This window comes from Bartonella sp. AP331QHHD (genome assembly GCF_042195905.1).
GTDB lineage: Bacteria > Pseudomonadota > Alphaproteobacteria > Rhizobiales > Rhizobiaceae > Bartonella.
On the sequence record NZ_JBHIPG010000023.1, the window covers coordinates 344 to 1,123 of the forward strand.

Genomic DNA, 780 nt, shown 5'->3' on the forward strand with positions numbered 1-780 from the left:
TAATGTTGAAAATAAAAAAAGAGAAAATGTCTGAAGAGTGGTGTGTTTTACGCAAATTTGACAGAAGTCGTGGAGGGGGCTAGTTGGTTGTTACATGACAGTAAGCAGCGGATTAAGAAAGTTTTGATGATACGAAAAAATATGTAGATAAATATTTTTCTGAATCCAAGGATAATGCGATGAGTAATGGTGTTAACGAATCGAAATCCTCCACCGATATGAAATTTGAAATGTTTAGTTATGCTATTGAAGATGTTCGGAAAGAAGCAAGACAAGTAGCGGCTGTTGGTTTGGCAGTGGTAGGTTTGCGTTATAACGATACACTAGGAAAGTTGATTGTTTCATTTGATAGCGGGCGCATGGCATGGACAATTCGCATTTGCTCTTGGTGCTGGTTATATATCAGAGGATGGCTTCATTTGCTCTAATATATCCGCAACGAGTTCTGCGGAGATTAGAGAAGAGATGTTGGCTTAAGATTAAAGCTGCGTTGATGATAGCAAGGGATTCTNCTCTTGGTGCTGGTTATATATCAGAGGATGGCTTCATTTGCTCTAATATATCCGCAACGAGTTCTGCGGAGATTAGAGAAGAGATGTTGGCTTAAGATTAAAGCTGCGTTGATGATAGCAAGGGATTCTTTTAACAACATTTATTCTTATTTTATTAAATGAGGGTGAATATTTTTTTTGTAGATGCACAGTATTTATCTAGAGATAAGCATAATATTTGATGAGGCTATAGACTGTGAGGTTTTATAGAAGATTTTCTATATTTTGT

At 36.6% G+C, this 780-nt stretch carries 1 protein-coding gene; it reads left to right on the forward strand.

Annotated elements, in window-relative coordinates; all coding sequences use genetic code 11:
- The first annotated feature begins 179 nt into the window (after positions 1 to 179).
- Positions 180 to 428, forward strand: coding sequence for a hypothetical protein (locus ACFIMS_RS02305; protein ID WP_375696349.1), 249 nt, complete (start codon positions 180 to 182; stop codon positions 426 to 428).
- Positions 429 to 780 lie beyond the last annotated feature (352 nt).

What these genes read in the sequence shown, in the direction of transcription:
- ACFIMS_RS02305 (WP_375696349.1), top strand. Translation starts at nt 180, where the DNA reads ATGAGTAATGGTGTTAACGAATCGAAATCCTCCACCGATATGAAATTT.